The organism is Stenotrophomonas indicatrix, assembly GCA_041545745.1.
In the GTDB taxonomy this organism is placed as follows: Bacteria; Pseudomonadota; Gammaproteobacteria; order Xanthomonadales; family Xanthomonadaceae; genus Stenotrophomonas; species Stenotrophomonas indicatrix_A.
On sequence record CP168152.1, the window covers coordinates 3223981 to 3249456 of the forward strand.

Here is a 25476-nt window from a genome sequence, read left to right on the forward strand (position 1 = left end):
TGCGCCGCCTTCGAGATCACGCAGAACGCCGGGCATCGCCCGGCGCCATCTTCAGGTGCGCGGCAGGGTCACGCCGGTCTGGCCCTGGTACTTGCCGCCGCGGTCCTTGTACGAGGTCTCGCACACTTCATCGGACTGGAAGAACAGCATCTGCGCCACGCCTTCGTTGGCATAGATACGCGCCGGCAGCGGCGTGGTATTGCTGAATTCCAGGGTCACGTGGCCTTCCCACTCCGGCTCCAGCGGGGTCACGTTGACGATGATGCCGCAGCGCGCATAGGTGCTCTTGCCCAGGCACACCACCAGGGTGTCGCGCGGAATGCGGAAATATTCGACCGTGCGCGCCAGCGCGAAGCTGTTCGGCGGAATGATGCACTCATCGCCAACGATATCGACGAAGCTGCCCGGATCGAAATGCTTGGGGTCCACGATCGTCGAGTTGATGTTGGTGAACACCTTGAACTCGCGCGAGCAGCGCACGTCGTAGCCGTAGCTGGAAGTGCCGTAGCTGACGATGCGCTCGCCGTTGACCTGCTTGACCTGCCCGGCCTCGTACGGCTCGATCATGCCGTGCTGTTCGGACATCTGGCGGATCCAACGGTCACTCTTGATGCTCATGCTCTGTCCTGGGTGCAAGGGGGCGCGAGGATTCTAGCAGGGGGCCGGGCGTCACCGCCGCAGCCCCGCCAGCGGGCCCTTACAGCAGCGAGGACAGGATCGGGATCGAGGCGCGCGGACGCTTGCCCACTTCCTCGACCAGACGCTGGGCAGCGCGATGGTAGGCCTGGGCCGCCGCCGAATCCGGCTGTGCGGCGGTGATCGGGGTACCGGCATCGCCCTGCTCGCGGATGCCGATCTGCAGCGGCAACGACCCCAGCAGCGGTACGCCGTACTGCGCCGCCATGCGCTCGCCACCACCCTCGCCGAACAGATGCTCCACGTGCCCGCAGTTGCCGCAGGTATGCACGGCCATGTTCTCGACCACGCCCAGCACCGGCACCTCGACCTTCTCGAACATCTTCAGCGCCTTCTTCGCATCCAGCGTGGCGATGTCCTGCGGCGTGGTGACGATCACCGCACCGGCCAGCGGGATCTTCTGCACCAGCGTCAGCTGGATGTCGCCGGTACCCGGCGGCAGGTCGATCAGCAGGTAGTCCAGGTCGTCCCACAACGTGTCTTCGAACAGCTGGGTCAGCGCCGCCGTCGCGCGCGGTGCACGCATGATCAGCGGCGTTTCGTCCTCGACCAGATAGCCGATCGACATGGTGTCCACGCCGAAGGCACGCATCGGCTCGATGCTCTTGTTGTCCGGGCTTTCCGGGCGACCGGACAGGCCGAGCATCGCCGGCACGCTGGGGCCGTAGATGTCCGCGTCAAGCACGCCGACGCGCGCGCCAAGCTGCTGCAGGGCAACGGCAAGGTTGACCGCCGTTGTCGACTTGCCCACCCCACCCTTTCCCGAGCCCACCGCGATCACGTTGCGGATGCGCGCATGCGGCGCCAGTCCCTTCTGCACCTGGCTGGCATGCGGACGACGGGAAGAACTGTTCACTGCGGACTCCGGGGTGAATCGATAAGAAGAACCCAACATCATACTAGCTGGACGTACGCTGACTGAAATTCAGGATTGCTACAGATTCGTGCACAGATTGTTAAGTTCATGTTACGTTCGCTAAGCACTGGTTTTGGGCTGCGTTGCTGGATCTACGGCACGCACGATGGCGCATGCGCAGTGCCGTACTCGTATTTGCTCTCTGAACGGAACTACATGAAAGACCTTCGCAATTCCGCACGTCGCAACACCCTCGCTGTCGCCTTGATCTCCGCCCTGGTTGCCGCCTCGCCGGCACTGGCCCAGGACAAGGCCACCAATCTGGACAAGATCACTGTCACCGGCTCGCTGATCCCGCAGACCCAGGTCGAGACCCAGACCCCGGTCATGACCATCAGCGCTGAAGCCATCCAGTCACGCGGCTTCAACAGCGTCGCCGAAGTGCTGCAGCAGTCTTCGCTGACCACCGGCGGCATCCAGGGCGGCCAGACCTCCGCTTCGTTCACCCAGGGCGCTGAAGCCGCTGGCATGTTCGGCCTGAATCCGGGTTACACCAAGTACCTGATCAACGGCCGCCCGATGATGTCCTACCCGGCGCTGTACAACGGCGGCGACGCGTTCAACAACATCAGCGGCATTCCGATCGACATCGTCGAGCGCATCGAAGTCCTGCCGGGTGGCCAGTCCTCCCTGTACGGTTCGGATGCGATCGCCGGCGTGGTCAACATCATCCTGAAGGACCACATGGAAGGCGGCAGCCTGTCCGTGCGTGGCGGCACTTCCACTGAAGGCGGTGGCAGCAGCTTCCGCGTCAGCGGTGCACACGGCTTCTCGGCGCTGGACGACCGCTTCAATGCACTGGTCAACGTGCAGATCGAAAGCAGCAACCCGATCTGGGGCTACCAGCGTGACCTGACCAAGCAGAACAACGCGAACGGCTACACCGCGCAGCTGCCGTCGAACGACTTCGCCGTCATCGACGCCAAGACCAATGCGCTGTACATGATGGACCCGAGCAACTGCGCCAACGTTGCCGGCCAGTTCGATGGCACCACCGTGCTGGCGAACCGCCCGACGGGCCAGTCCTGCGGCTCGGTCTTCGGCGCCGGCTACAAGACCCTCAAGAACGGCAAGGACAGCGGCCAGTTCTACTCGTCGATGACCTTCGACGTGAACGACAACTTCCAGCTGTTCGCCGACGTGCTGTACAGCAAGGAAAAAACCGAATACACCTCGGGCTCCAACTACCTCTGGTGGGGCACCAAGAGCACCATGGGTGGCTTCTACGACCAGGCCTCCGGCAAGCTGGTCAACCTGCAGCGCGCGTTCGCTCCGGAAGACATCGGCGGCGAAGGCTACAAGGGCATCCTGAACAACGACAAGAGCCGTGCCTACCAGGTCACCCTGGGCGGCAAGGGTGCGGTCGGCAACTGGGACTACAGCCTGAGCTTCACCCGTGGCGAATACCGCCTGGATGAAAGCAAGTTCCAGCGCTTCGGCAATGCCATCAACAGCTACTTCGCCGACAAGGTGCTGGGCCCGCAGCTGGGCACCCAGGATGGCTTCGGCATCTACAACACCAACTGGGGCGCGTTCTACTCGCCGATCTCGCCGGAAGATTTCGCTGGCTTCACCGGTTACACCACCAACCACAGCCGCACCTGGCAGAACCTGGCACGCGCGCAGGTCACCAACGGCTCGCTGTTCTCGCTGCCGGGCGGTGATGCCGGCCTGGCCGTGGTCGTCGAAGGCGGCAGCGAAGGTTGGGACTACAGCCCCGACCAGCGCCTGCTGGACGGCGACGTGTGGGGCTCGTCGGCTGTTGCCGGCAACGGTCATCGCAGCAACTACGCGGTGACCAGCGAGCTGCGCATGCCGCTGCTGGAGTCGCTGACGGTGACCGCTTCCGGTCGCTATGACGCCTTCAAGATCGCCGACAACACCGTCGACAAGGCCACCTACAGCGTGGGTGTCGAGTTCCGTCCGATCGAAAGCCTGCTGTTCCGCGGCAAGTACGGCACCGCCTTCCGCGCGCCGACCCTGCCGGACGCGTTCCAGGGCCGCAGCGGCTATTACGCCGCCAACTCCACCGACTACTACCGTTGCGGCGAGCTGGGCTACGTGCCGGGCAACACTGACGCCTGCCGCTACGCGGACAGCGTCTCGGTCTACTCCGAGCGTGCCGGCAACCCGGACCTGGAACCGATCACCGCCGACGTCTGGAACGCGGGCATCGTCTGGGCGCCGATGGCGAACCTGTCGATCTCGGCCGACTACTACAACTGGAAGATCGAGAACGAAGTCGATACGGCCAGCACCGACCAGCTGCTGCTGGCCGAGTACTACTGCCGCAACGGCCTGCCGAACGGCTCCTCGGCCACCTGCCAGAACGTGGCTGACTGGGTCACCCGTGATTCGGCCGGCAACCTGAGCTCGCTGTACACCCCGAAGATGAACGTGGCCCGCCAGAACCTGCAGGCCGTGACCGTCGGCTTCAAGTACCTGCAGGACATCGGCCGCTTCGGTTCGCTGCAGTTCTCGGGCAACTACACCAACATGCTCAAGCGTGAAGTGCAGGCGCAGCCGGGTGAGGACTTCCAGGACCTGCTGGGCAACCCGAAGTCGATGTGGAACTACGACAGCTACGCCAAGGTCCGTTCCGACGCGTCGGTGGCCTGGTCGCTGGACAAGTGGACCACCACGCTGTACGCGAACTACATCGGCCACACCCCGAACTACCTGGCGGGCCTGAATGGCTACGAGTACACCCATGGTGCGTCGGGCTACAAGGCAGGCAAGTGGGCTTCGTACACCACTTACAACCTGAGCGTGAACTACCGCGTGCAGGATGACCTGACCCTGTCGCTGATGGTCAACAACGTGTTCAACAAGATGCCCGAGCAGCAGGCCCACAGCTACCAGGGCACCTCCGGCACGCCGTTCAACAACTACCTGTACAACGTCTACGGCCGTACCGTGTACGTGCAGGCCAAGTACGACTTCGGCAAGTAATCCCGTCGTTTTCCGGGTTTGATTCCGGACCAGGCCCCGCTTCGGCGGGGCCTTTTTTTTTGGACAACGCGAGTCCCTTGATCGCTGCGGGATCATCTCGATTGTTAAATGCCCCTGAATTTACTTTATATTCATTACGCCAAACTCGGCAAATTCGCACCAATATCGCAACAAGTTGTTTTTGATGATTTTTTTATTAACTTCCGACGAGCCATTGCGAGAGCGCGACAAGCCCGCGAAAAACAAGTTAAGCATGTGTTACGTTCGAAAAACGCCGCCTTTCTGCATCTGCAGGCTGCTGAACCATCCATGAGTTCCCAGGAAAGGGAAAACGCGTTTCTCACGACCACACGGAGTACCGCATGTCTCGCAATGGCTTCCCGCGTCACCCGCTCACCCGCGCCGTCCTCAGCGGCCTGATCCTGGCCAGCAGCAGCGCGATCGCGCTCGCCCAGGACAACACGCCCACCGATCTCGGACGCGTGACCGTCACCGGCTCACTGATCCCGCAGACGCAGATCGAGAACCACACGCCGGTCCTGACCGTCACCGCCGAGGACATCCAGACCCGTGGCTTCACCAGCGTGGCAGAGGTGCTGCAGCAGAACTCGCTGACCACCGGCGGCCTGCAGGGCGGCCAGACCTCCGCTTCGTTCACCCAGGGCGCTGAAGCCTCGGGCATGTTCGGCCTCAGCCCGAGCTACACCAAGTACCTGATCAACGGACGGCCGATGCTGTCCTACCCTGCCCTCTATAACGGCAGCGACACCTTCAACAACCTCAGCGGCATCCCGATCGACATCGTCGAGCGCATCGAGATCCTGCCCGGTGGCCAGTCGTCGCTGTACGGCTCGGACGCGATTGCCGGTGTGGTCAACATCATTCTCAAGGACCGCATGGACGGCGGCGTGCTGAATGTGCGCGGCGGCGGTTACACCGAGGGTGGCGGCAACGATTTCCGCGTCAGCGGCGCGCATGGTTTCAACGCCTTCGATGACCGCTTCCACGCACTGGTCAACGTGCAGTACGAGAAGAGCAGCCCGATCTGGGGCTACCAGCGCGACCTGACCAAGCAGAACAACACCAAGGGCTATACACCGCAGGTTCCGACCAACGACTTCCTGGTCTACCTGCCGGACCAGCAGAACGCTTACGTGATGATGGACCCGAGCCGCTGCGCCAACGTGGCCGGCCAGTTCGGCGGCACCACCGTACTGGGCACGCGTGCGGTCGGCGAATCCTGTGGCTCGCCCTTCAGCGCCGGCTACAAGACGCTGAAGAACGGCAAGGAGAGCAGCCAGATCTATTCGTCGATGTCCTTTGATGTCAACGACAACTTCCAGCTGTTCGCAGACGCGCTCTACAGCCTGGAAGAAGTGCAGTACAACGCCGGTTCGGGCTACGCATTCTGGGGCAGCGATGTCGGTTTCGGTGCGTTCGTCGACCAGGCCAGTGGCGAGTACATGAACCTGCAGCGTGCGTTCGCGCCGGAGGACATCAGCCCCGCCGGTTACCGCGACATCATGAGCACCGATCGCAACAAGGCCTACCAGATCACACTGGGCGGTCGTGGCAATGTCGGCAACTGGGACTACAGCGCCAGCTTCAGCCGTGGCGAATACAAGCTGACCGAGCGCAGCTTCGCGCGCTGGGCCAACGAGATCGACAGCTACTTCGAAGACCGTGTGCTGGGTCCGGTGCTGGGCGTCAGCGACGATGGCTACAACATCTACAACCCGAACTGGGGCGCGTTCTATTCGCCGCTGCCGGCCGGTGATTTCCAGACCTTCACCGGTTTCACCTACAACAAGAGCCGCACCTGGCAGAACCTGGGCCGTGCACAGATCACCAACGGTTCGCTGTTCAAGCTGCCCGGCGGCGATGCCGGTCTGGCGATCGTTGCCGAAGCCGGTAGCGAAGGCTGGTCGTACACACCCGATCAGCGCCTGCTGGATGGCAGCGTGTGGGGCACCACCTCGGTGGCCGGCGCCGGCCATCGCAGCAACTACGCGCTGACCAGCGAGCTGCGCATGCCGCTGCTGGAATCGCTGACCGTGACCGCCTCGGGCCGCTACGACGCGTTCAAGATCGCCGACAAGACCGTCGACAAATCAACCTACAGCATCGGCGTGGAATTCCGTCCCATTGAAAGCCTGCTGTTCCGCGGCAAGTACGGCACCGCCTTCCGCGCGCCCAGCCTGTCCGACGCATTCCAGGGCCGCAGCGGCTACTACGCCAACAGTTCGGTCGATTACTACCGCTGTGGCCAGCTTGGCTTCAACCCCAGCGATACCGTGGGCTGTCCGTACAGCAACGAATCGGTGTTCGGCGAACAGTCCGGCAACCCCGATCTGGAAGCGATCACCGCCGACGTCTGGAACGCAGGCATCGTGTGGGCCCCCATCAACAACCTGTCGGTGTCGGTGGACTACTACAACTGGAAGATCAAGAACGAGGTCAACACGCTCAGTTCCGACCAGTTGCTGCTGGCCGAGTACTACTGCCGCAACGGCCAGACCAACAACACCTCAGCCAGCTGCCAGAACGTGAGCGACTGGATCACCCGTGATGGCGCCGGCAAGCTTGACCAGATCTACACACCGAAGATGAACATCGCCAGCCAGAACCTGCAGGCGGTGACGGCCAGCTTCAAGTACGTGCAGGACATCGGCCGCTTCGGTGCACTGCAGTTCTCCAGCAACTACACCAACATGATCAAGCGCGAACTGCAGCCGCAGCCGGGCGACGACTACCTGGACCTGCTGCGCGACCCGTACGCGATGTGGAACTACGACCAGTACGCCAAGGTGCGCGCGGATGGTGCAGTGGGCTGGGCGAAGGACAAGTGGACCACCACCGTGTACTTCAACTACATCGGCAAGACGCCCAACCGCATGGCGTACCTGGGCAAGGGCTACGACTACGTGCATCCGTCCGGCTACGAGGCCGGCAAGTGGGGCTCGTACACCACCTACAACCTGAGCGTGAATTACCAGGCGATGGACAACCTGACGCTGTCGATGATGGTCAACAACGTGTTCAACAAGATGCCCGACGGCCAGGCCTACAGCTACGCCGGCAACATCGGCGCGCCTTACAACAGCAGCATCTACAACCCCTACGGCCGCGCGGTCTACGTGCAGGCCAAGTACGAGTTCGGCAAGAAGTAAGCGCCGGTCTCGCAGCAACCCAAAAGGCCCCGCTTCGGCGGGGCTTTTTCATGTCTACCAATTGAGACGGAACATCCAAACGCGTCTCATAAATCAAACAATCAGAAACGCTTCCGCGAATCAGCAAGCCATTGATCTACATACGAAATATTGGATTCGACCAGTTCCGTTCTGCAACGCAACATTTTGAAACATTCCCAGACAATCGCGTTTATGCACTGATTTCAAAGGAATTTTCTTCCGATGAACAGCACACCCGTGTGACGAGGCCGTTTTGACAACGTGAACATCGTGTTACGGTCCGGCTGAATGGATTGCAACTGAACACACCATGAAGGTGTCAGGGAGGACATCAGCCAGACGACATCGCTCACACGGGGATCCATCATGTCTCGCCATCGCTCCACGCCTTCGCGTCACCCGCTGACCCTTGCCTTGATCGGCACCCTGCTCGCCTCTGGCGCAGCCTATGCGCAGGACAACGCGCCGACCCAGCTTGACCGCGTCACCGTCACCGGCTCACTGATCCCCCAGACGCAGATCGAGAACCACACACCGGTCCTGACCGTCACCGCCGAGGACATCCAGACCCGCGGCTTCACCAGCGTCGCCGACGTCCTGCAGCAGTCCTCGCTGTCCACTGGCGGCCTGCAGGGCGGGCAGACTTCCGCTTCGTTCACCCAGGGTGCCGAGGCAGCCGGCATGTTCGGGCTCAGCCCCGGCTACACCAAGTACCTGATCAACGGCCGCCCGATGCTCTCGTATCCGGCGCTGTACAACGGCAGCGACAGTTTCAACAACATCAGCGGCATTCCGATCGACATCGTCGAGCGCATCGAGATCCTGCCCGGCGGCCAGTCGTCGCTGTACGGTTCGGATGCGATCGCCGGCGTGGTCAACATCATCCTCAAGGAGCGCATGGACGGCGGCGTGCTCAATGTCCGTGGCGGCGCCTACTCCGAGGGCGGCGGCAACAGCGTGCGCGTGAGTGCGGCGCGCGGCTTCAATGGTGTCGATGATCGATTCAATGCGCTGGTCAACGTGCAGTACGAAAAGACCAGTCCGATCTGGGGCTACCAGCGCGACCTGACCAAGGTCAACAACCCCGACGGCTACAGCCCCCAGTACGTCTCCAATGACTTCCTGGTGCTGCTGCCGGCCAACAGCAACCGCTACGCGATGATGGACCCGAACCTGTGCGCCAACGTGGCGGGCCAGTTCGACGGCACCACCGTGCTCGGCACCCGGCCGACCGGCCAGGCCTGCGGTTCGGTCTATGGCACCGGCTACAAGACCATCAAGAACGGCAAGGAAAGCGGGCAGATCTACAGCTCGATGACCTTCGATGTGAACGACAACTTCCAGTTGTTCGGCGATGCGCTCTACAGCCTGGAGGAAGTGAAGTACGCCACCGGCTCGAACTACACCTGGTGGGGCACCTCCTCCGGCTGGGGCCGCTTCTATGACCAGGACAGCGGCCAGTACCTGAACCTGCAACGCGTGTTCGCGCCGGAGGACATCGGCGCCGGCGGCTATCGCGACATCATGAACACCGATCGCAACAAGGCCTACCAGGTCACCCTCGGCGGTCGCGGCACGGCCGGCAACTGGGACTACAGCGCAAGCTTCACCCGCGGCGAGTACAAGCTGACCGAACGCAACTTCGTGCGCTGGAACGATCCGATCAACGACTACTTCGAGCAGCGTGTGCTGGGCCCGGTGCTGGGTACCACCAGTACCGGCTACGACATCTACAGCCCCGACTGGGAAGCGTTCTACTCTCCGCTGCCGAGCGGTGATTTCCAGAGCTTCACCGGCTACACCTACAGCCAGAGCCGGACCTGGCAGAACCTGCTGCGTGCGCAGGTCACCAACGGTTCGCTGTTCAAGCTGCCCGGCGGTGATGCCGGCTTCGCAGTGGTGGTCGAAGGTGGCAGCGAAGGCTGGGACTATACGCCGGATGCACGCCTGGTCGATGGCAGCGTCTGGGGCACCACCGCGGTTTCCGGCGCCGGTCATCGCAGCAACTATGCCGTGACCAGTGAACTGCGCATGCCGTTGCTGGAATCACTGACGGTGACCGGCTCCGGCCGCTACGACGCCTTCAAGATCGGCAGCAGCACCATCGACAAGGCAACCTACAGCGTCGGACTGGAATTCCGTCCGATCGACAGCCTGCTGTTCCGCGGCAAGTACGGTACGGCGTTCCGTGCGCCCACCCTGTCCGATGCCTTCCAGGGCGTCAGCGGTTACTACGCCAACGGCTCTACCGACTACTACCGTTGTGGCCAGCTTGGCTACGACCCGGCCAACACCACTGGTTGCCCGTATGACAGCGTGTCGGTATTCGGAACCCAGTCCGGCAATCCCGACCTGGAACCGATCACCGCAGATGTCTGGAACGCGGGCATCGTCTGGGCTCCGATCAACAATCTTTCGGTGTCGGTGGACTACTACAACTGGAAGATCAAGAACGAGGTCAACACCCTCAGCTCCGATCAGCTGCTGCTGGCCGAGTACTACTGCCGCAACGGCCAGACCAACAACACCTCGGCCAGCTGCCAGAACGTAACCGATTGGATCACCCGCGATTCTTCCGGCGTGCTCGATGAGATCTATACGCCGAAGATGAACGTGGCCAGCCAGAACCTGCAGGCGCTGACAGCCAGCTTCAAGTACGTGCAGGACATCGGCCGCTTCGGTTCGCTGCAGTTCTCCGGCAACTACACCGACATGCTCAAGCGCGAACTGCAGCCACAGCCGGGCGATGAGTACCTGGACCTGCTGCGCGACCCGTATGCGATGTGGGTGTACGACTCGTACGCCAAGGTGCGCGCCGACGGCTCGATCGGCTGGGCCAAGGACAAGTGGACCACCACCCTGTATGCCAACTACATCGGCAAGACGCCGAACTACATGGCCTACCTGGGCAATGGCTACGACTACGTCCACAGCTCCGGCTACAAGGCCGGCAAGTGGGGTTCGTACACCACCTACAACCTCAGCGTGAACTATCGGGCGATGGACAACCTGACCCTGTCGCTGATGGTCAACAACGTGTTCAACAAGATGCCTGACAACCAGCGGTACAGCTTCTCCGGCACCAGCGGCCAGCCGTACAACAACTACCTGTACAACGCTTATGGCCGTGCCATCTACGTGCAGGCCAAGTACGAGTTCGGCAACAACTGATCCGTCGACGCCGTTTTTTCTGCAGCAAGAGACCCCGCTACGGCGGGGTCTCTTGTATCGGTGGTGCGCACGCGGGGATATTCACGCGGAGTTGACGGAAACCCGGGCTTCGTTCATCTTCCGGTCATGTTGCCGTGCCCCGCCACAAGGAACCGCTGATGATGCAACTCCGATATACGCCTGCCCGCCTGGGTGCCGCCGTTTCAATGCTGCTGGGCCTGTGCGTCGGCCAAGCCGCCGCCGCGCCTCTGCCCGCAGAGGATTTCGCCAAGATTCCCGCGCTGCAGTCGGTCACGATGAGTGCCGACGGCAAGCAGCTCGTCGCCATCATCGCCGCCCCCGGCAGCAACAACGCCGACACCGCGCTGGCCAACTGGAACCTGGACAACCTCGCCGCCGGGCCAGTGGCCATCACCCCGTCCGGCGATCGAATGAAATTCATCGCCGCCAGCGCGCTCAAGGCCGGCCGCAACCTGGTCATCAGCCGCCAGGAGTGGACCGGCAAGCTGGGCGGCTGCGGCGAAGGCAACAGTACCGGTGCCACCAAGACATTCCTGACCAAGGCCTACCTGACCGACGCCAGCCAGGCGAAGTTCGACGAGGCCTTTGCCAGCAACACGCGAACGCTGGGCGTCAGTGCCGATACCCTGCGCTGCCTGGAACTGGCCGGCACCGCTTCGCTGGTACACCAGCTGCCGCTGGACCCGGACCGGGTCATCATCAACCAGCTCAATGAAGCCACCCTGCAAGCCAACTACTATCGCTTCAACCTGCGCACCGGCCAGACCGAACTGCTGTTCAAGGGCAACTCGCGTACAACCCCGGGCCTTTTCCACCCGCGCACCGGCGAAGTGGTGACCCAGACCCAGATCGAATCCAGCGGCTCGGACGATTTCGAACAGCGCGTGCTGATCAAGAACAGCGCCGGCCAGTTCGAGGTCCATGCGCCGCTGACCACCAAGCTGAGCGAACGCTACACAGTGGACGTGGTCGGCATCGACGATGAAAGCGGCAAACTGTATGTACTGACCGACCAGTTCTCTGATCTGGTGCAGGCCCGCCTGTACGACCCGGTCAAGAAAGAGTTCGACAAGGAGCCATTGGCCGCCCACCCGACCTTCTCCATCAGTTCGCTGATCCTTGGCACGCGCAAGAGCAACTTCAACCAGGTGCTGGGCTTCTACATCGACGGACCGCAGCGCCAGGCGATCTACGTCGATCCGCAGATGAAGGGCCTGCAGGAAGGCCTGCAGAAGGCCTATCCGGGCCTGACCATCTATATCACCGGCTACAACGACGATCTCTCGCGCGTACTGTTCACCACTGAAAGCAACCGCAACCCGAAGAGCTATTACATCCTGGCCGACCGCAAGGATGTGATGCCGCTGGGCAGCGAACGTCCCTGGGTGGACAGCAAGCAGATCGGCGAGCAGCGCTGGGTGACCTACACCGCCCGCGATGGCCAGCAGATCCCGGCGATCCTCGACCTGCCGGCAGGTTGGAAGCAGGGCGACGGCCCACTGCCGACACTGGTGCATCCGCATGGAGGACCGTGGGCTCGCGACTACACGGGCTGGGACGTGTCCGGCTGGGTGCCCTTCTTCACCTCGCGCGGTTATGCCGTTCTGCGACCGCAGTACCGTGGCAGCTCCGGCCTGGGCCGCAAGCTGTGGCTGGCAGGCGATGGTCAGTGGGGCCAGAAGATGCAGGACGACAAGGACGATGGTGCCGCGTGGCTGGTATCGCAGGGCATCGCGGCGAAGGATCGCATCGCGATCTTCGGCTACTCCTATGGCGGCTTCGCCGCGGCAGCGGCCACCGTACGCAGCCCATCGCCCTACCAGTGCGCCATCGCCGGTGCACCGGTCACCGATCTGGGCCGGTTGGGCACATCCTGGAGCCAGAACCGCCTGCAGCGCATTCTGCAGGGACGCACGGTGAAGGGCATGGACCCGATGCAGAACACGGCCAAGGCCACCATTCCACTGCTGACTTTCGTCGGCGACCGCGATGTGCGCACGCCGGCATTCCATGCCCGCAACTTCTACAGCGCAGTGCAGGGCAAGGTGCCGGCCAGGTTCGAATTGATCCCGGACATGCCGCACAGCATGCCGTGGTACCCGCGCCACTTCCAGACGACCCTCACCCTGATGGCCGACTACCTGGCCAAGGACTGCGGGCCGGGCGGCCTGTAACCCACAGAGCACCCGATCAGCAACCCCGCCGGCTTAACCGGCGGGGTTTTTTAATGCCCGAATTCCTGAATTCCCCCTTAGCAACAACAAGTTACGAGACGTATCCATTCATGTTGCATTTACTTTACGCCACACATACACTCCATTAACCGAAGCATAACAAGTGGGGATCACGACGAAATGCGCAACGCCAACCGCCATATCAAGCCAAGCCGCGTACCACTGACTCTCGCTGTGCTGGCCTGTCTCCAGGTCGCACCGGCAATGGCCCAGGAGACCACCCAGCAGGAAGCAAAGGCGTCAAGCACTTCTTCCTCCAACCAGCGTGCGACCGACCTTGACAAGGTCACCGTCACCGGCTCGTTGATCCGCCGTGCGGACTACGAAACCACCTCACCGGTGTTCACCATCAACGCCGAGACCAACGCCAAGCAGGGCCAGGTCAACGTCGCCGAGTTCCTGCAGAAGTCGGCCATTGGCTCGGCTGAAACGCAGATCACCCACCAGTTCGGCGGTTTCGTCGTCGACGGCGGCACCGGCGTGCAGACCGTTTCGCTGCGCGGCCTGGGTGCAAACCGCACCCTGGTGCTGCTGGATGGCCAGCGTCCGGGCCCGGCCGGTACCCGCGGCGCCGTCGGCGCCTTCGACCTGAACGTCATTCCGACCGCGATCCTGCAGCGCGCCGAGATCGTGAAGGACGGTTCGTCCTCCATCTACGGCTCCGATGCGGTGGCTGGTGTGGTCAACCTGATCACCAAGAAGAACATCGAGCGTCCGGAACTGACCGTCACCGGCCGCGTGCCGACCGAGGGCGGTGGCGAAGTGTTCTCGGCGTCGCTGGCCAATGGCTGGAACTTCGAGAAGGGCAGCATCATCGCTGCCGTCGAGTGGTATCAGCACAACGAGCTGACCCGCGGCGACCGCGACTTCCTCAACTGCAGCAACGACCTGATCAAGGACGCCGACGGCAACCGCATCGACCGCGAAGATCGTTCGCTCAATGCCGGTACGCCGCTGGCCAACTGCAACAACATGCTGCACAACGTGGTCGACATCGGCAGCACCCGCTACGTGCCATCGGGTGATGGCAGCACCGTCGGCCCGCTGCCGGGCTACCGCCCGCGCAAGACCCAGAACTACACGCGCGGCCAGGCCTTCTACGATGAGCCGGTGAACTTCGCGCGCTGGGGCCAGGGCCACATCATCAACAAGCAGGAACGCAAGACGGCCTACCTTGCCACCGACTTCGGCTTCGATTCGGTCAACTGGAAGACCCAGTTCCTGTTCAACCGCCGCGAGACCGAGACGTTCTCCTGGCGCCAGTTCTTCCCGTATGCCTACGTTCCCGGCACCCAGATCGTCGCCAACCCGGTGATGCTGTTCAAGTCGCAGCAGGACATCACCGTCGATTACTTCTACGCCGCGACCAAGCTTGATGGCCTGTTCAAAGGCACCGACACCTGGGCGTGGGAAGTCAACGCGAACTTCAGCCACTCCAAGGGCAAGTACGGCAACCTGGCCATCCAGGCCTCCAAGAGCGGCGACCTGGACTACACCGACGCTCCGCCGGCGGTGAACTACTTCGACCCGGACTACCTGAGCGGCCGCAAGGTCGACGAACTGGTCGACAAGCTGGGCGTGTGGGACTGGGGCAAGACCATCTACAAGCAGGCCACGATCAACGCGATCGTCAGCGGCGACCTGTTTGAAATGCCGGCCGGCGCCGTGGGCGTGGCAGCTGGCCTGGAATACCGCTACTACTCGCTGAACGACCAGCCGAGCGAACTGTCCCGCACCGGCGACATCTGGGGCTCGTCTTCGGCTGACGTGACCAAGGGCAATGACAAGGTCAAGGAAGCCTTCGTCGAACTCGACGTGCCGCTGCTGAAGGGCCTGCCGGGCGTCGAGTCACTGAGCATCAATGCCTCGGGCCGCGTGTTCAAGTACGACACCGTGTCCGGCTCGGACAATGTCTGGAAGGTCGGCGTCAACTGGCAGATCATCCCGGCATTGCGCGTGCGGGGTTCGATCGGCACCTCCTACCGCGCTCCCGGCCTGTACGAGCTGTACCTGGGCAACCAGACCGGCTTCTTCTCACAGGCAAATGATCCGTGCGTGCGCTGGGGCGAGAGCTCCAACACCAGCTACCAGGCCAACTGCGCAGCGGCAGGCATTCCGGCCAACTATGCCGGTGGTGGCAGCAGCGGCACCGTGTATGGCCAGGGCGGTGGCAACACGCTGATTCCGGAAACTTCGCGCGCGAAGACCGCCGGCATCGTGTTCACCCCGACCTTCGCCAACCTGAGCGTGGCCATCGATTACTTCGACTATGAGGTGAGCGATGAAATCGCACAGCTGGGCAGCACCAACGTCCTGCGTGGCTGCTATGGCGGCTCGGTGTTCCCGAACAGCTACTGCGATCTGCTGACCCGCAATCCGGCCAATGCTACCCAGCCGTATGCGGTGACCGAGATCCAGAACAAGTTCATCAACATCAACAAGCAGCGCACCCGTGGTTACGACCTGACCGCGAACTTCGACCACGACTTCTCGTTCGGCAAGTTCTCGGCCGAGACCCAGGTCACCTACACCATCGAAGACACCCAGCAGGTGTTCTCCAGCGCCGCGGCCAGCGGCCTGACCTCGTCGGAACTGCTGGGAGATGTCGGCCGTCCGAAGGTCGTGGGCAACCTGGCACTGAGCCTGACCCGTGGCGACTGGTCGTACAACTGGCTGACCACCTACATCCACAAGACCGAAGACATCGATCTGGATCCGGTGTTCACCTACCAGGGCCGTCCGAACTCCTACCGTGACATCGTGGCCGACTCGCGTATCTACCACACCGCGTCGGTCAGCTACGCGCAGGCCGATTGGGAAATCCTGGTGGGCGTCAGCAACATCTTCAACAAGACCCCGCCGCTGGTTTCCACCGGCGTGGCCGATTCCCGCTACGGCAACGTGCCGGCCTTCGCCACGCAGTACGACTACTACGGCCGCACCCCGTTCGTGCGTCTGAAGTACAAGTTCTGATCCGGCAGTAACAGCAGTTGACCCGTCCTGCCATAGGTTGACACCTATGGGGTGGATGATCCGGCCGCCGTCAGGCGGCCAAGGACGCCCGGTGCATCGCATCGGGCGTCTGCATTTTAAGGGACAGGTGGGGGCGCTCGGCGTTGTAGATCTCCACTGCCTCAGCCACCATCTGCCGAGCCTGTCCCAGGTCCCGTGGGCGACGGAGCAGAAACTCGCATTTGAGGATCCCGTTGATCCGCTCTGCCAGAGCGTTCTGATAGCAATCGTAGCCGTCGGTCATGGAGCAGGTCAGGCCGTGCTTGGCATGGATCTTCTGATAGTTGTCCGAGCAGTACTGGATGCCCCGATCCGAATGGTGGATCAGCCGTTGCCTCGTTTTCCGGGTTTTCAGGGCCATCTCCAATGCCTGCGCGGTATGTTCGGTCTGCAGCGTCTCATTCACGCTCCAGCCTACGATCTTGCGTGACCACGCATCGGTAACAAGGCTCAGGTAAACGAACTTCCCATCTGTTGGTAGATAGGTGATGTCAGCCACCCACACCTGTTCGCAGCCACTGGGAACGATGCATCCTTCACCGGATTTGAGCAGATTGGGATGCTTGCGGAAGCGATGATGGCTATCGGTCGTCTTGTGATACGCGCGGCGCTGCGGCACCAGCAAGCGCGCTTCTCGGAGCACGTCAAATAAACGATCGCGCCCCAGAGCGATCCCCGCCGCGTGCAGCTTCGGCTCAATCAGATGGTGCAGCTTGCGCGTACCGACCCGAGGCTGGCGCGCGCGGCAGTCGCTCACCAGCGACAGTGCCGTAGCATCAGCAGCGTCTCGCCGCTGATGGCGGTGACCGGCCTGATAGAACGCCTGCCGACTGATGCCGAAATGGCGGCAAGCCCTTGCCACGCTTACGCCTTTGAGGCGCCCTTGCGTGAGGACTTGCCGGAAGGCTTTTTTACGATTTTTACCCCGTAATCCTCTTTGAGGACATCCACGATGGCCTCGAACAACTGCGCCTTCTCGTTTGCCTCCCGCAACTGGACCTGCAGGGCCTTGATCTGTTGTTCCGGCGTCAGCGGCTTGGCCGCCCCGGCTTTGGGGACAGTGCTCATGGGAGGCAATGATGCCCCAGCTGACCAATCCTGCCGACCATGCCGACGAAGCCAGGAAAGCACCGTGCTGCGCCCTTGGATCCCATAACGCTCCTGGGCCTTTTTGTAGGTCAGCTCCCCGCGCTCGACCTGGTCTACCACCGACAACTTGAAGGCCAGCGAGTAATCCCGTTGGCTGCGCCTGATTGTTGATTTCATTGAACATTCCTTTTCCAGAGGGAAAAGGTGTCAACCCAATTCAGGACGGGTCAAGTAACCCGGAAAGGGCGGCGCAAGCCGCCCTTTCCTTTTGCGGGCCTGCCCCCTCCTCCTCCCTCGATCACGGCCCGACGCTGGCCTGGCTTTGCAATGGCTGCCAGAAAGATCAAGAGAGGCAGGGAGAACGGCATCAATGGAGCTGTCTGGCGTCCTCGCTACGCCTCTCCTTGAGGCAAGCGCCCCACCCGCCAACCGCCAGATTGCGCAAAGGTGCGCTTAACACCCAATTCATAAAGCGAAGAGAAAACAAAGTTCGCTTATCACAACTGAGACTAAACCCCTGTAATTGTTGCAATTTGATGATCGAGAACCCCTCATTCCACAAGGAAATGTGACGAACCCATGCTTTTTCCGTTAAGCGCGTGTTAGGTTCGATGAACGTCAGGACGACACATGAACATCCACATAACAGACACAGGGAGGTGGTCGATCTCTTTCCACTAGGGGGGATTCACCTGATGACGCACTACCGCACGCCCGGTCGCCACCCGCTGACCAACGCCCTGCTCGCCGGCCTGATGATGGCTGCTGCGGCCCCGGCTCTGGCCCAGGAGGCCAGCTCCGGCAACAATCCGATCGACCTGGACCGCGTCAGCGTGACCGGCTCGCGCATCGCGCGTACCGGCTTCGTGACCCCCTCGCCGGTCACCGCCATCACTGCCGAAGAAATCCGCGCCACCGGCGCCAACAACATCGGCGACCTGATGGCGCGCCTGCCGGCGCTGAGCCCGACCTATACGCTGGGTAATTCCACCCGCTTCATCGGCACCGCCGGTGTGGGCCTGATGGACCTGCGCGGCATGGGCACCTCGCGTACGCTGGTGCTGGTCAATGGCCGCCGCCATGTCGGTGCGACCTCCGGCTCCTCGGCAGTCGACGTCAACACGATCCCGGTCGAGTGGATCGAACGCGTTGAAGTCATCACCGGTGGTGCCTCGGCCGTGTACGGCGCCGATGCCGTGGCCGGCGTCGTCAACTTCATCATGAAGAAGTCGTTCGACGGCGCCGAAGTGCGCGCCCAGACCGGCATGGCCAGTGAGGGCGGCTTCAACCGCTCCTTCATCAGCGCCTCGGCAGGTACCGACTTCGCCAATGGCCGCGGCAGCGCGGCGATCGCCCTGGAATACAGCAAGCAGGACCGTTTCGTCCGCAGCGACCGCGCCATCGGCAACGAATTCCTGGTGTCGGTGCCGAACCCGAACTACGACCCGACCAAGCCCTCCAACGAAAGCAATCCGCAGACCGTGCTCAGCGGCCCGGGTGGCAACCACTCGATCTCCTTCGGCGGCACCTTCACGCTGGGTGCGTTCTCGCCCACCAACAAGGCGACCTGGGGCAACCGTTACCAGTTCAATCCGGACGGCACCTACCGCCCGCAGCGCTATGACGGCGTGATGCCGAGCACCACCAGCTGCGTCAACTGCGACTTCGCCGACCTCAATTCGGTGGCCGATCTGCAGCCCGGCTTCGACCGCAAGAGCGTCAATACGGTCGTCAACTTCGATCTGACCGACAACCACCGCCTGTACTTCGAAGGCAAGTACACCGAGACCGTGTCGGACTTCCTGGCCCAGCCGTCGTTCGACCAGACCCTGCGCATCCAGCGCGACAATGCCTACGTTTCGCCGCAGCTGCGCGCGCTGATGGCCGCCAACGGCGCCAGCCAGTTGACCCTGAGCCGCTTCAACGTCGATGCCGGCCAGCGTGGCGAGCACGTGGAGCGCAACACCCAGCGCTTCGTGCTCGGCGTGGAAGGCAACCTGACCGAGAACTGGACCTACGATGTATACGGAAACTGGGGCCAGAGCGAAGTCAAGCGCTGGAACCTCAACAATCGTATCAATGAGCGTTGGCAGGCAGGCCTGGACACCGTGGTCGATCCGTCCACCGGCCAGATCGTCTGCCGCACCACGCTGAACCCGAACGCCACCAACCCGAACAACGGCAACCGCGTGTACTCGCAGTTCGCCCGCGAAGGCTGCGTCCCGTTCTCGGTGTTCGGCAACGGTGCAGTGACCCAGGCCGCACGTGACTGGATGAACGTCAGGTCGTTCAACTATTCGCGCCTGCAGCAGTCGGTGTTCAGCGCCTCGCTGGCCAACGCCTCGCTGTTCAGCCTGCCGGCAGGCGACGTCGGCGTGGCCGGTGGCGTGGAATACCGCCGCGAGAAGAGCCGCGAAATCACCGATCCGCTGGCAGCGCAGGGCCTGACCTTCCTCAACGCGATTCCCAACCGGATGGGCAAGTACGACGTGCGCGAAGCGTTCGTCGAAGCTACCGTGCCGTTGCTGGCCGACATCCCGGGCATCTACAACCTGACCATGGACGCTGCCGGCCGCTGGTCCGATTACAGCAGCATCGGCAAGACCACCACCTGGAAGGTCGGCCTGGACTGGACGATCATTCCGTCCCTGCGCGCCCGCGGCACCCTGTCGCAGGCGGTGCGTGCGCCGAGCATCGGCGAACTGTACAACCCGCAGAGCGAGAACTTCGCCACCATTGCCGATCCCTGCAACTATCTGGCCACCAATTCAAATCGTCCGAATACCGCAGCTGACCCGGCCCTGCGCCAGGCCAACTGCTCGGCGCTGGGCGTGCCGGTGGGTTGGGTCGACACGTACTCCGCGAACCGCCCCGGCGTCAGCGGCGGCAACCCGAACCTGAAGCCGGAGCGCGCGCGCAGCTTCACCTATGGCCTGGTCTGGCAGCCCGACTTCCTGCAGGGCTTCGGCATGTCCGTGGACTACTGGTGGATCAGCCTGAAGGACGCCATCGGTGCCGTCTCAGGTCAGACCAACGCAACGCGTTGCGTGGACTCGCCGGGAGGCATCAACAACAGCTTCTGCGGCTTCATCGAGCGCGCACCGGTCGGTGGCATGACCGATGCAGGCGGCCGGACCTTCCCGGAGCATTCGATCAGCCGTTGGGTTGCACTGAACGAAAACCTGGCTCGTTCGCGTCGCGTCGGTGTCGATCTGGAAATGGACTACCGTTTCAAGCTGGCTGAGGGCGACACGGTGATCCGCCTGGTCGGCACCCGGCTGCTGCAGTCGCGTGAATGGGCCTTCCAGGACTTCCCGACCGAGTACGACGAGAACGTCACCTGGGTGACCGACCCGCGCTGGCGCGGTTCGCTGCAGACCAAGTACTCGCTGGGTCAGTGGCGCGCGTCGTGGGACCTGAACTATGTGAGCAGCAACCTGCGCGTGCAGCCGAAGAGCTACCAGGCCAATCCGGGCCAGAGCAGCCCGATCCGCAACGGCTCGTACGTCTACCACAACTTCCAGTTCGGCTACCGCTTCCCGGGCGACAAGATCGACGTCTACCTGGGCGTGGACAACGCCTTCGACAAGGATCCGCCGGTGAACTACTTCGGCTCCGACGTCGGTTCGGCGATGTACGACAACATCGGCCGTTACATGTACATGGGCGCGACCTACAAGTTCTGATCCAGCAACATGCAGCACCCCGACAGACCCGGCTTTTGCCGGGTCTGTCTTTTTCCGGTGCCAGCAAGGCCCCCTTGCGCCCGGCCATGACCTTCGACACCCTTGCAGTGTGGGCCGGCGGCGTATCGTTCGGCCCACGGCCGTTCCCCCGGCCCTTCCCTGACTCACTCGGCCTGGAGGCCATTCAAGTGACCCGTACTCCCAAGATCGTGCTGCTGACCCTGGCCGTTTCGGCCGCGCTGGTCGGCTGCGGCAAGAACGAAACCCCGGCAAAGGATGCCACCGCCTCCACGCCGGCCGCGGCCGACGCCGCCACCACCTACAAGCTCGACGAGAGCAAGCTGCCGGCCTACAACGCCTTCCAGGCCAGCGATCTGGACAGCAACCTTGATGCCTGCACCGCCTTCGGCGACTACGTCAACGGCAAATGGCTGGCCGCCAACGAAATTCCGGGCGACCGCACCAGCTGGGGCGCCTTCACCATCCTCGACGAGCGTTCGGTGGCCGTGCAGCACCAGCTGGCCGAGCAGGTCGCGCAGGTCAAGAACCCGGCCGGCATCGAGAAGATCGTCGGCGACCTGTGGGCCACCGGCATGGACGAAGCCAAGGTCAACGCCCAGGGCATCGAGCCGCTGAAGGCCGACCTGGCTGCGATCGATGGCCTGCAGGACAAGGCCGCCATCGCCAACTACCTGCGCACCAGCGCCGCCAAGGGCGAGAACGTGCTGTTCGGCTTCGGCGCCGAAGCCGACTTCAAGAACTCGGCCGTGAACATGGCCTACGCCAGCCAGGGCGGCCTGGGCCTGCCGGACAAGACCTTCTATACCGATGCGTCCAAGGCCGACAAGCTGAAGGCCTATCAGGCCCACGTGGCCAAGGTGCTGGAACTGTCCGGCGTCGCCGCTGCCGATGCCGCAAAGCAGGCTGAAGAAGTCGTCAAGTTCGAAACCCGCCTGGCCAAGGCGTCCAAGTCCAGCGTCGAGCTGTCGCGCGATGTCTCGCTGTACTACCACCCGGTCAGCCTGGCCGAGGCCGATGCGCTGACCCCGAACTTCAGCTGGACCGAGTTCTTCAAGGCGCAGAATGTTGCCGCGCCGGAGAAGTTCTCGCTGGCCATCCCGGCCTTCCACCAGGAAGTGAGCAAGGCGCTGGGCGATACCGATCCGTCGGTGTGGCGCGCCTACCTGCGCTTCCACACCGTGGACAGTGCCTCGCCGTACCTGGCCGATGCATTCGTGCAGGAGAACTACGAGTTCTACGGCAAGACCCTCAATGGCCAGAAGGAACAGAAGCCGCGCTGGAAGCGTGTGCTGGGCACCATCGAGAACGACGCCGGCGAAGCCTTCGGCCAGCTGTACGTGAAGGTCGCCTTCTCGCCGGAAGCCAAGGCGAAGATGGAAGAGCTGGTGAAGAACCTGGCCGCCTCGCTGAAGGAACGCATCCAGGGCCTGTCCTGGATGAGCGAAGAGACCAAGGCCAAGGCCATCGCCAAGTGGGAAACCTTCACTCCGAAGATCGGCTACCCGGACAAGTGGCGTGACTGGTCGGGCCTGCAGACCAACCGCGACAGCTACCTGGGCAACGTGCGCGCGGCCACCGCGTTCAACTACCAGTACAACCTGGCCAAGATCGGCAAGCCGGTGGACAAGACCGAATGGGGCATGACCCCGCAGACGGTCAATGCCTACTACAACCCGCTGCAGAACGAGATCGTGTTCCCGGCCGCCATCCTGCAGCCGCCGTTCTTCGATGCCAAGGCCGACGACGCGCTGAACTACGGCGGTATCGGTGCGGTCATCGGCCACGAAATGACCCACGGTTACGACGATCAGGGCAGCCGCTTCGGGCCGACCGGCAACTTCGAGAACTGGTGGACCGAAGCCGATTCGAAGAACTTCGCTGGTCTGACCGGCAAGCTGGTCAAGCAGTTCGACCAGTACAAGGTCGACGGCCAGGCCGTGAACGGCCACCTGACCCTGGGCGAGAACATCGCCGACCTGGGGGGCCTGGCCACCGCCTACGACGCGCTGCAGAAGGCGTCGGCCGGCAAGGAAGACGCGAAGATCGATGGCTTCACCCGCGATCAGCGCTTCTTCTTCAACTGGGCTACCGTGTGGCGCACCAAGTACACCCCGGAGAACGCCAAGGTCCGCCTGGCAACCGACCCGCACGCGCCGGCACAGTTCCGCGCCATCGGTGCGCCGTCGAACCTGCCGACCTTCACCGCGGCCTTCCAGTGCAAGCCGGGTACGCCGATGTCGCGCACCGGCGATTCGCAGGTGGTGATCTGGTAAGCCGCGGCTGAGGCCACGGTTTGCCTGCAGAGGCCCGGGATTTCCCGGGCCTTTGTATTTCCGCGCGGTGGAGATCATCTGCGTCGTTGCAGACGTCACAGCGCATGCATCTCCCACCCTGCCCGGCTTGCTATAGTTCGCCCGCCCTCAATCCATCACGGATTCGTTCTACATGCCCAACTTCCGTCCGCTTGCCATCGCCCTGGGCATCAGCCTGGCGACCCTGGTTCCGACCCACGATGCGTTCGCTGCCAAGAAGAAGGCCGCACGCGCCCCGGCCGTCAGTGCGCAGTGCAGCGATTTCTACGATGTCACCAACGCGGGCTGGCTGAAGGCCAACCCGGTGCCGCAGACCGGTGCCGCCACCGCATTGGGCCAGCTGGTCGATCGCAGCCGGCAGCAACAGCGTGAACTGCTGGACGCCTCGATGAAGGCGCCGCAGGGCAACGTGCAGAAGCTGCTGGGCGACTTCTGGGCCAGCGGCCTGGACGAAGCTGCAGTGGAAACCGATGGCTCCAACCCGATCGCGCCGCTGCTGACCCGCATCAATGCGATCAAGAAGGCCAAGGATGTTCCGGCCTCGATCGCCGCGCTGCACCAGGTCGGCATCCCGGTGGCCTTCAACTTCGGCCCCGATGTGGACCTGAAGGCTTTGGACCGCCACATCGGTTACTTCATGCAGGGCGGCATGGGCCTGCCTGATCCGGCCTTCTATACCCGCACAGACGCCGACACCGTCGCGTTGATGGGCCGCTACCGTAACTACGTCAAGCAGATCCTCGCACTGACCGGCACCCCGGCGGCCAAGCTGGACGCGGAGTCGCAGGCGGTGATCGCGCTGGAAACCGAACTGGCCCGCAATGCGCAGTCGCTGGCGGGCATCAACAACCCGTTCAACAACTACGCGCCGATCTCCACCAAGGACCTCAACAGCCGCTACCGCAACCTGCAGCTGGATGCGTTCCTGAAGGCGCAGGGCGTCAACGATGACCTGGTGTCGCTCGCCGACCCGGCGCTGTTCAAGCAGCTCGACGGCATGGTCACCAAGCTCAAGCCGGACCAGTGGAAGGCCTACCTGCGCTGGCGCGTGGGTGACTCGATGGCGCCGTACCTGTCCAAGGCGTACCGCGATGCGGAGTTCGAGTTCCGTGGCCGCGTGCTGCGTGGTGAGACCCTGCCGCCGCAGCGCTGGGAAAGCGTGCTGGACGCGATCAACGTGGCCGCCGGCCCGATGGTCGGTCGCGAATACGCCGCGCGTTACCTGTCCGCCGAAGACCGTCGCCAGGCGGCCTGGATCGTCGACAAGGTGCGTGAAGTGCAGATCGAGGCGGTCAAGAACAACAGCTGGATGAGCGCCGAGGCCAAGACCGAAGCGCAGGCCAAGCTGGCCGCGCTGAAGATCGAGATCGGCACCCCGCTGCGTGACCTGGACTACAGCGTGCAGCCGATGGGCCGTGGTTCGTTCGGCGGCAACATGCTGATCGCTTCCACCTGGCGTCATCGCGAGGAAATGAAGCGCATCGGCAAGGGCAACGCCGACCGCCGCTGGGACGTGCTGCCGCAGCAGCCGTCGCTGGCCTATGACCTGGCGCAGAACCGGCTGATCGTCACCGCCGCGATCCTGCAGGGTCCGGTGTTCAACGCCAAGGCCGACGCCGCGGACAAGTTCGGCAGCTTCGGCGGCCTGGTCGGCCACGAGCTGACCCGCGCGATCGACGCCAAGGGTGCACTGGTCGATGCCAGGGGCGAACTGCGCAGCTGGTGGACGCCGGCCGACAAGACCGCCTGGACCCTCCTCGGTACCCGTGTCGCCACCCAGTACGGCGGCTACGAGTTCCCCGGCGTGAAGGGAGCCAAGGTCAACGGCACGCTGACCCAGGAAGAGAACCTGGCCGACATCGCCGGTCTGGAACTGGCCTGGGCCGCCTACACCGCGCAGGAGCCGAAGGCCAAGCCGGCACAGCAGCAGGGCTTCTTCCGCGCCTGGGCCGCGCTGTGGCCGCAGCAGCTGTCGCCGAACGAGGCCGCACGCCGCCTGACCGCCGACATCCGTGCACCGGGCCGCTGGCGCACCAACGGCCCGCTGTCGAACCTGCCGGCGTTCGGCGCCAGCTTCAGCTGCAAGCCGGGTCAGCCGATGCAGCGTACCGACGCCGAGCAGATCAAGGTCTGGCGCTGAGGTTGATGGTTTCGTGTTGATGAAAAGGGCGCCTT

Annotated in this window: 11 protein-coding genes; 8 read left to right on the forward strand and 3 right to left on the reverse strand. The window is 63.1% G+C overall.

Going from position 1 to position 25476, the window contains the following annotated elements; translation table 11 throughout:
- Positions 1-51: 51 nt before the first annotated feature.
- A complete protein-coding gene (gene dcd / locus ACEF39_RS14890) occupies positions 52-618 on the reverse strand; it encodes a dCTP deaminase (RefSeq protein ID WP_089236335.1) in 567 nt (188 codons plus the stop codon).
- Between the two features lie 79 nt (positions 619-697).
- Positions 698-1552, reverse strand: a complete 855-nt coding sequence (gene apbC / locus ACEF39_RS14895) for an iron-sulfur cluster carrier protein ApbC (RefSeq protein ID WP_500285601.1) — start codon at positions 1550-1552, stop codon at positions 698-700.
- A 216-nt stretch (positions 1553-1768) separates the two neighbouring features.
- Here apbC and ACEF39_RS14900 point away from each other — a divergent pair, with 216 nt between their 5' ends.
- The 5 genes from ACEF39_RS14900 to ACEF39_RS14920 all read left to right on the forward strand — a co-directional run bounded on the left by ACEF39_RS14900 (position 1769) and on the right by ACEF39_RS14920 (position 16154).
- Positions 1769-4564, forward strand: a complete 2796-nt coding sequence (locus ACEF39_RS14900) for a TonB-dependent receptor plug domain-containing protein (protein ID WP_500285602.1) — start codon at positions 1769-1771, stop codon at positions 4562-4564.
- A 362-nt stretch (positions 4565-4926) separates the two neighbouring features.
- Complete coding sequence (locus tag ACEF39_RS14905) at positions 4927-7734, forward strand: TonB-dependent receptor domain-containing protein (RefSeq protein ID WP_500285603.1); 2808 nt, start codon at positions 4927-4929, stop codon at positions 7732-7734.
- Between the two features lie 387 nt (positions 7735-8121).
- Positions 8122-10926, forward strand: coding sequence for a TonB-dependent receptor domain-containing protein (locus ACEF39_RS14910; RefSeq protein WP_500285604.1), 2805 nt, complete (start codon positions 8122-8124; stop codon positions 10924-10926).
- Positions 10927-11087: 161 nt separating this feature from the next.
- Entirely contained in the window at positions 11088-13121 is a 2034-nt protein-coding gene (locus ACEF39_RS14915; protein ID WP_500288032.1) for an alpha/beta hydrolase family protein, read from the forward strand.
- A 180-nt stretch (positions 13122-13301) separates the two neighbouring features.
- Positions 13302-16154 carry a TonB-dependent receptor plug domain-containing protein gene (locus ACEF39_RS14920; RefSeq protein WP_500285605.1) on the forward strand — a complete coding sequence of 951 codons (2853 nt, stop codon included), beginning with the start codon at positions 13302-13304 and terminating at the stop codon, positions 16152-16154.
- 70 nt (positions 16155-16224) lie between these two features.
- On the opposite strand, the gene ACEF39_RS14925 is transcribed toward ACEF39_RS14920, so the two are convergent.
- Positions 16225-17459 (reverse strand): IS3 family transposase gene (locus ACEF39_RS14925; RefSeq protein ID WP_500285606.1). Its coding sequence is split into 2 segments (ribosomal slippage): positions 16225-17108 and positions 17108-17459, totalling 1236 coding nucleotides; the frame shifts between segments, so codons are not numbered across the junction.
- 578 nt (positions 17460-18037) lie between these two features.
- Between ACEF39_RS14925 and ACEF39_RS14930 the strand changes: the two genes are divergently transcribed.
- The 3 genes from ACEF39_RS14930 to ACEF39_RS14940 all read left to right on the forward strand — a co-directional run bounded on the left by ACEF39_RS14930 (position 18038) and on the right by ACEF39_RS14940 (position 25441).
- The gene (locus ACEF39_RS14930; protein WP_500288033.1) at positions 18038-20968 is read left to right on the forward strand and encodes a TonB-dependent receptor domain-containing protein; all 2931 of its coding nucleotides are present in this window, start codon (positions 18038-18040) and stop codon (positions 20966-20968) included.
- Between the two features lie 188 nt (positions 20969-21156).
- Positions 21157-23262 carry a M13 family metallopeptidase gene (locus ACEF39_RS14935; RefSeq protein WP_500285607.1) on the forward strand — a complete coding sequence of 702 codons (2106 nt, stop codon included), beginning with the start codon at positions 21157-21159 and terminating at the stop codon, positions 23260-23262.
- A 172-nt stretch (positions 23263-23434) separates the two neighbouring features.
- Complete coding sequence (locus tag ACEF39_RS14940; RefSeq protein ID WP_500285608.1) at positions 23435-25441, forward strand: M13 family metallopeptidase; 2007 nt, start codon at positions 23435-23437, stop codon at positions 25439-25441.
- Positions 25442-25476: the final 35 nt, after the last annotated feature.